Origin of the sequence: Pseudonocardia sp. SID8383 (assembly GCF_009864975.1) — a bacterium.
In the GTDB taxonomy this organism is placed as follows: Bacteria; Actinomycetota; Actinomycetes; order Mycobacteriales; family Pseudonocardiaceae; genus Pseudonocardia; species Pseudonocardia alni.
In genome coordinates this window covers 1-7,908 of record NZ_WWFY01001049.1, presented here as the reverse complement: position 1 = coordinate 7,908, position 7,908 = coordinate 1, and the positions used below count along the sequence as shown (strand labels likewise).

The 7,908-nt window shown below is 74.6% G+C and carries 4 protein-coding genes; 2 read left to right on the top strand and 2 right to left on the bottom strand.

Annotation, left to right across the window (positions count from 1 at the left end; all coding sequences use genetic code 11):
* The coding region (locus GTW08_RS25280; RefSeq protein WP_161152637.1) for an acyltransferase family protein at positions 1-1,277 on the bottom strand (1,277 nt) is incomplete at its 3' end.
* Positions 1,278-1,606: 329 nt separating this feature from the next.
* Between GTW08_RS25280 and GTW08_RS25275 the strand changes: the two genes are divergently transcribed.
* Complete coding sequence (locus GTW08_RS25275; RefSeq protein ID WP_161152636.1) at positions 1,607-4,831, top strand: arabinosyltransferase domain-containing protein; 3,225 nt, start codon at positions 1,607-1,609, stop codon at positions 4,829-4,831.
* Between the two features lie 55 nt (positions 4,832-4,886).
* Complete coding sequence (locus GTW08_RS25270) at positions 4,887-6,791, top strand: glycosyltransferase (RefSeq protein ID WP_161152635.1); 1,905 nt, start codon at positions 4,887-4,889, stop codon at positions 6,789-6,791.
* 90 nt (positions 6,792-6,881) lie between these two features.
* Here the strand turns inward: GTW08_RS25270 and GTW08_RS25265 are convergent.
* A partial coding sequence (locus tag GTW08_RS25265) for an arabinosyltransferase C-terminal domain-containing protein (RefSeq protein WP_202417668.1) occupies positions 6,882-7,908 on the bottom strand: 1,027 nt, incomplete at its 5' end.

Sequence of the window (7,908 nt, the reverse complement as noted above, 5' to 3'; positions counted from 1 at the left end):
GCGGTGGCCGGGGCGGCGGACACGACCGGCAGCACCGAGGTCACCGGCTCGTCGGTGATCATCGGCAGCACGGAGGTCTCCGGGTCACGGCGCGCCTCGTCGTTGGCCACGACGCCGCGGGCGGCCGGGACCGGGTCGGGGGCGACGACCGCCTCGACGGCCTCGGGGGTGGGCCGGGCCCGGCCCCGCATCCACCGGCGCGCGGGACGTTCGACGAGCGAGTACAGCAGGTGTGCCACGGGCAGAGTCCCCACGAAGACGATGAGCGCGATCAGGTGCCCCGTTTCCCCGCCGCGGGGGAGGACACCGGAGTCGCTCAGGAACCAGAAGATCTCGAACATCGGGATGTGGACCAGGTAGAGGGCGTAGGAGATCCGCCCTCCGTGCACCATCGGGCCACGGGTCAGCAGGTGGTGCACCGGTCCGCGGTCGGCGAGCGCGAGGGCTCCGACCAGGACCGGGAAGGCGACGACGGCCAGGCCGTGGAGGCCGCCGCCGACGACGGACCCCGCCAGCAGGACGAACGGCACCGCGGCGACGGTGGACGTCGCCGTCGCCGAGGCCGCGGAGCGGACCCGCTCGGTGGCGCGCAGCCGCCGCACGGCCAGCATCGCCAGGACACCGGCGGAGAACCCGCCGAGGATCCGGACCAGCCAGCTGTACGGGTAATACGGCGAGCCGACCACCAGGAACGCGGCCGCCATCGGCGCGGTGCACAGCAGCGACCCCGCCGCCAGCACCGCGAACGGCAGGTTCCGCAGCCGGAAGAATCCGAGCGCCAGCAGCGGGAACAGCAGGTACGCCAGCCACTCGGCGCTGATCGACCACGTCGGGCCGACCCAGGACGCGCCGTCGAGGTACTGCTCGTCCCACATCTGCACCAGGAACAGCTGCTCGAGCCACGCACCGACGCCGATCGACGGCTGCACCGCCTGGTAGGCGACGTCGGTCGTCGACCCGAACAGCAGCCGCGCCACCAGCCACACGCCGAAGAGGTGGAACACCACCGCGTAGGCGGGCCACATCCGCGCCGCGCGGGCCCACACGAACCCGCCCGCGTCCCGGGGTCGGAGCCGCGGACCGAGCTGGTCGAGGTAGGTCCAGGCGATGACGAAGCCGCTGAGGACGAAGAACAGGTCGACGCCCAGCGCACCCTGTGTGATCAGCGGTCCGAGCCAGCCGTTCACCGTCTCCACACCCGCCATCGGGGTGAAGTGGAAGTGGAACGCGACGACCCAGAGCGCGGCGACGATACGCAGCCCCGTCAGCGCGAGCACCTCACCGCCACCGTCTCCTCCACATCGGCCAGACGAACCCTCCTGTCCGGGAGTGGTTCCGCCGGCGGCGGACGCGGCGGTGGCCGGGTCGTCGGCCGTCGCTCGCGAATCGGTGCAGATGCTCACACCGGGGCCAACGAGGCGAGATCACCACCGTCACCGGTGACACCCGAACAGTGCCCGAATGTCGCAGCTGATCACTCACCGTGATCGAAACCCGGAGTGACCGACCTTGAGGCCCCGGGTGGGTGGACTACGCCGGACGGGTGGACGGTCGGGGTCACGGGGGGATCACAGTTGATCACCGGGTGGCGTCTAGCCTCGGTCGTGTGCTGACCGCCGACACGGAGGCGGATCCCCGTCCGGGATCCGGCCCCACCGACCGCCGGTCGCGTCCGACCGACCGCCTGCTCGCCGCCGCGCTGGGCCTGCTCTCGGCGGTGCTGGCGCTGGCGATCCCGTTCCTGCCGGTCGTGCAGAACACGGCGACCGTCAGCTGGCCGAACGCCACGACCGGCACCGCGCCGCTGAACGCCCCCCTGGTCGCGTACCGGCCGGAGAGCCTGACCGCGACGATCGGCTGCGACGCGATCCGCAGCCTCGACGACCGCGGGTCCGGCCGCGCGACCGTGCTGTCCACGACACCCACCGGCGCCCCGGACGGCGGCACGGTCGGGCTGCGCATCGCCGTCGCCGACGGGGTGGTCACCCTCGACAACCGCGGTCAGCGCATCGCCACCGCACCGCTGCCCCCGCCGGGCGCGCCCTGCGCGCTCACGTTCACCTCGGACTTCGACGCGACGACGGCGACCCTGGGCGGGGCCACGCTCTACGAGTTCGCCGGCGACGGCCGTCCGCAGCTCACCGGGATCCACTCCGACCTCGACGCGGCCCGCGACCCGATGGGCGGAACGAGCGTCCGGTTCGACACCGACAACCGCTACGACACCGACGCCTCGACGCTCAAGCTCGTCGCGGGCGGTGTCGCGATCGTCGCGCTGTTCGGCTCGCTGTTCTTCCTGCGCCGGATCGACGACGCCGACGCCCGCCGCGTCGTGCACGGCCGCCGGCTGGCGCGCCGGCTGCGCGGGCAGGACGACCTGCGCGACGCCGTCGTCGTCGGCGTGCTGGTCGTGTGGGCCCTCATCGGGTCGATGACCAGCGACGACGGCTACATCCTCGACATCTCCCGGGGCAACGACACCGCCGGCTACATCGGCAACTACCACCGCTGGTTCGACGTCCCCGAGGCACCGTTCGGCTGGTTCTACCAGCTGTACTCGCTGTGGAGCGGGGTCTCGGAGTCGGTGCTGTGGCTGCGCGTCCCGGCGCTGGCGATGGGCGTCGCGTCGTGGTTCCTGATCAGCCGGGCGCTGCTGCCGCGCCTCGGCACCCGGGTCCGGCGCAGCCGCTCCGCGGGCTGGGCCGCAGCCGGGGTGTTCCTGTGCTTCTGGCTGCCGTTCAACAACGGGCTCCGCCCGGAGACCGTCGTCGTGATCGCGGCGCTGGTGTCGTTCGTGATGCTGGAGCGCGCCCTGGCCACCCGGCGGCTGCTGCCGGTCGCGGGGGCACTCGTCGCGGGGGCGTTCGCCGTCGCGGCGACGCCGACCGGTCTCATCGCGCTGGCCCCGTTCCTGGCCGCGGCCCGGCCGCTGCTGCGGCTGTTCACCGAGCGGATCCGCACCACCGGGTGGGCCGCCACCCTCGGCCCGCTGCTCGCGGCCGGTCTGATCGTGCTCACCGCCGTCTTCGGCGACCAGACCCTCGCCACCGTCGCCGAGGCCACCCGGGTCCGCCAGGACATCGGCCCGAACCTGCCCTGGTACCAGGAGCTCGCCCGCTACGACCTGCTGTTCAGCGACAGCCGCGACGGCTCGCTGCAACGCCGCTTCCCGGTCCTCCTGCTGTGGCTGTGCATGATCGTCTCGACGATCGTGCTGCTGCGCCGCGGCCGCATCCCGGGCGCCGCGCTCGGGTTCTCCCGGCGACTGCTCACCAGCACCGCGCTGTCGTTCGCGGTGCTGGCCCTGACCCCCACGAAGTGGACGCACCACTTCGGCGCGTTCGCCGCGCTCGCCTCGGGCGTCGCGGCGCTGGCCGCGCTGGCGACGAGCACCGGTGTGCTGCGCTCGCGACGCAACCAGGCGCTGTTCCTCGGCGCGGTGCTCGCGGTGACCGGTCTGGCGTTCCGCGGCCCGAACACCTGGTGGTACGTCTCGAACTGGGGCGTGCCGTGGTTCGACAAGCCGGTGTCGGTCAGCGGGATCCAGGCGACGACGGTGCTGCTGGTCCTGGCGTTCGTGTCGCTCGTCGTCGCCGGGGTGGAGCACCTGCGCTCGACCTCCGGGGTGCCGCGCCCGGTCCGGCGGACCCTCGGGCGTCGGCGCGGCCGGATCGGGACCGTCCAGGCCGTCCGGCTCGGGTCGGCGCCGATCGCGGTGATCTGCGCGTTCATGGTGCTGTTCCAGGTCGCCTCCCTGGCCAAGGGCATGGAGAAGCAGGCGGGCTCCTACTCCCTGGGCGCCGACGTCCTGACCGACCCGACCGGGTCGCGCTGCGGGCTCGCCGGGCGCATCCAGGTCGAGACCGACCCGGCCGCGAACGTGCTGCCCGTCGCGCCGGAACCGGCCGGTGTCCCCGACCCCGGTCCCCTGGCCGAGGGCGTCACGCCCGACGGCCTGCCCCCGACCGGACCGGGGTCGCTGCGCGACAACAGCGGCGACGGCGACGACCGGCCCGGCGTCACCGGTACCGGCCCGCTGGGTGGGCCGGTCATGGGCAGCTGGTCGCCGGACCCGGAGAACGTCGGCGACTACCGCTCGGTGTGGCACGCGCTGCCCGCCGCGGCCCGCGACGGCTCCGCGCCGCTGGTGCTCGGCGTCGCCGGGACGATCGGCGGCGGCAACACCGTGACCCTGCAGTTCGCCCGCGACGGCGCGGTCGTCGACGAGATCGAGCCCGGTGGGGCCGTCAGCAGCACGTCGGACTACTCCGGCGGCGCCTCGGGCGGCCAGGCGTGGCGGGACCTGCGCGTCGACCTGGCGGGCCGTCCGGCCGCCGACGCCGACCGGGTGCGGGTGGTCGTGTCCGACCGCGGCATCGGGGCCGGGTCGTGGGTCGCCGTCGCCCAGCCCCGGGTCCCGCGGCTGACCCCGCTGACCACGATCGCCGCCCGCGGCACCGCGTACCTGGACTGGGCAACGTCGTTCGTACACCCCTGCGTGCAGCGCTTCGGCGTGCACCGGGGTATCGCCGACGTGCCGGTGTTCCGGATGCTCGCCGACCCGCAGCAGCGCACCGTCGCCGACGAGTGGGGCCGCAGCCGGTTCGGCGGCCCGCAGGGCTGGCTGCTCCGGACCGCCGCCCAGCGCTACGTCCCGACCTACCTGCCCGGCGCCTGGGACTTCGACTGGGGCCAGGTCCGGCTCGTCGAGCCCTACGACCCGCGGGCGGTCCCGGCCCCGGTGCAGGAGGGCGACCGGACCCTGTGGGGCTGGCAGCAGGTCGGGCAGGCCGGGGCTCCGTCGCCGGACCCGACGCCGCTGCCGGGCTGAGGCCCCGGCAGACTCCGTGATGTCCGATCCGAGAAGTGAGGCGAGAGCGAGAGCCATGCTGGACACCGCCCGGCCCCTCCGCGGGGGCGAGCCCGCCCCGGCCGTCGACCCCGCCGGCGGGACCCGCCCCGGACGGCTGGTCGTGCAGCGTGGCCCCTTCACCGGGCCGACGCACCTGGTGCCCGAGGACCTCTACGCCGAGGTCCTGCGCGGCGCCGCCCGCCGCGAGCGGGACCTGATCGAGCTGGTCCCGGCCACCCACGTCACCACCAACACCTACTGGGGGCGGCTGCACGCCACCTACTGGCAGCGCTGGACCGCGGTGCCCGAGGTCCGGGTGACGCTGCGCGCCGCCGGCCGCGGCCGGGTGTGGCTGATGGCCTCGGACACCAACAAGGTCGCCCGTGCCGTCGCCACCACCGGGGTCGACGCCACCGGGAGCACCACGGTCGAGCTGACCGGGGCGATCGACCGCTTCGTCGACGGCGGCGGACTCTGGCTGGAGTTCGCGACCGACATCGGCACGCTGACCGTGTCCGACGTCGAGTGGACCGTCGCGGTGCCCCGCCCGCCGCGGCCCACCTCGATCACGATCTGCACCTACAACCGCGTCGAGGACTGCCTGAACACGCTGCAGGCGCTGCTCGACGACCCGGCCGCACTGGCCCGCGTCGGATGCGTCCGCGTGGTCGACCAGGGCAGCGACCCGTTGGAGTCGCGCGACCGGTTCGCGACGTTGGCGGCCGCGTTCGGCGACCGGCTCGCCTACCAGCGCCAGCCGAACCTGGGCGGCGCGGGCGGCTTCACCCGCGGCCTGTACGAGGCGACCGCGGGCGACCCGGCCGACGACCACGACGTCCTGCTCATGGACGACGACGTGCTGCTCGACCCGGAGATCGTCGTCCGGCTGACCGGGTTCGCCGCCTGCACCACCGCGCCGACGATCGTCGGTGGGCAGATGCTGAACCTGCTGCACCCGGGGCACGTCCACATCACCGCCGAGTACGCCGAGCCCGAGAAGCTCCGCGTCGGCAGGCCCGTGCCCGGTGCACTGGAGGAGGGCTTCCTCCTCGGCCGCGACGAGCGGCTGCTGCCGATCGTGCAGGAGCAGCGGGTCGACACCGAGTACAACGGCTGGTGGTCCTGCCTGATCCCCGCACCGATCGTGCGGGCCATCGGGTACCCGCTGCCGCTGTTCTTCCAGTGGGACGACGTCGAGTTCGGGTACCGCGCCCGAGAGCGCGGCTTCGCCACGGTGTCGCTGCCCGGGGCCGGCGTGTGGCACGCCGACTTCGGCTGGAAGGACTGGGACGAGTGGCACCGCTACTTCAACCAGCGCAACGGCCTGATCACCGCCGCCCTGCGGACCGGCTTCGACCGGCGCACGGTGTCCGCGACGGTCGTCGAGCTGCTGGCCCAGTACCTGGTCGCGATGCAGTACGGGCTGGCCGCGACGCTGCTGACGGCGGTCGAGGACTTCCTGCGCGGCCCCTCGGTCCTCGACGACGGCTCCGCCTCCGCGGCGGCGGAGATCCGCCGGATCCGCGCCGCCTACCCCGAGACGACGGCCGTGCCGTTGGCGGAGGCCGGGCTCGACGTGCGCGAGTCCGTGGTGCGCCTCGCCGGGGGCAAGCCGTCGAAGATCGTGCGGACCTGGGTGAAGCGCGCCCTGCTGCAGGCCACCGGGCGGGTGCCGTTCCGTTCCGGGATGGTCCCGGCCGGTGAGGCGCACTGGTGGCACGTGTCGCTGTTCGAGCGCGCGATCGTCACCGACATGGCCGAGAACGGCGTCCGCATCCGGACCCGCGACCAGGAGCGGCTGCGCGAGCTCACCACCCGCGGGGTGCACACGGTGCGCCGGCTGTGGAACGAGGGGCCGCAGGTCGCCCGGGAGTGGAAGGGCGCGGAGCCGCGGCTCACCTCCCGCGAGACGTGGGCCCGCCTGTACGACGCGCACTGACCCTCACCTGCTCCACCGCACCCACACCGCTCCGCGGTCGTCCACACCCGCTGCAGCCGGTGTGGACGGCCGGGAACGGGTGTGGACGCCTCAGCCCAGGAAGTCCCGTCCGGTGTAGTCCTTGTCGGCCAGGGTCGGCAGCCGCTCCCAGCCCCACCGTCGCTGCGTTCCGACGGTGAGGTCCCAGCCGTCGGTCGGGTGCTCGTAGCGCACCCGCTCGACGTGCGCGGGCGCGAACATCGCGCGCCCGCCGGGCGGATCGAGCCGCGAGGGCAGCTCGTCGAAGGTCGCGGTGCGGCCGATCCCGGCGAGCGTCCCGCCGTTCGCCGGGAAGAACGCGGTGGCCTCGGTCGCGCCCTCCAGGTCGTCGCCGGTGCGCAGCCGCCACTGCGGGGCCTGCGCGATGCCGTGGCGCACCGCGATCTGGTCCTGGCAGGGCCACAGCACCGCCGAGGCCTGGTCGGCGAACACCGGGGCGTCGCCGAGCACCGTGCGGGCGGGCAGGTCGCGGGCGGGCCGCGGGGCGCCGACGGCGAGCCAGGTGTCCGGCCCGTCGATCCGGTCGTCCACGACGACCCGGACCCGGTCGGCGGGGCCGGGCAGGGTCACCGCCACGTCCCGCCAGTCGGCGACCTTCGTCCCCGGCAGGTCGACCGTGGCCGTGCCGGCGCCGGACTCGACCCGCACGGCCTGGTCGCCGCGCAGGTCCCCGGTGAGGGGCAGGATCAGCCGGGTGGTCCCGGCCGGGACGGGGAACCAGCCGGCGTCGAGGGTGCCGGTGCCGGCGTCCTCGGTGTGCCAGACGGGGCCGGGGATCGACGGGCGGTCGGGCGGCGGGCCGTCCCGCATCACCCCGGTGAGACGGGGCGGGTCACTCGGGAGCGCGGGCGTCGCGTCACCGGGGACGGCGACGGTCAGCGCGTCGGCCAGCCCGCAGCCGTCGCCGGTCAGCATGGCGAGGTTCATCGAGGCCACCGACGTGCCGGGGGCCTGTTGCACCGGGGCGACGACGAACACGGCGAGCATCAGCGCGACGCCGCCGGCCGTGGCGACGCGCAGCACCGCCCGGTCCGGCCGGGGCGCGCTCCCCCGCCGCCGGGCCCACCACAGCGCGGCG

Coding starts and splice junctions, on each gene's coding strand:
- GTW08_RS25270 (WP_161152635.1), top strand. CDS start 4,887: ATGCTGGACACCGCCCGGCCCCTCCGCGGGGGCGAGCCCGCCCCGGCC.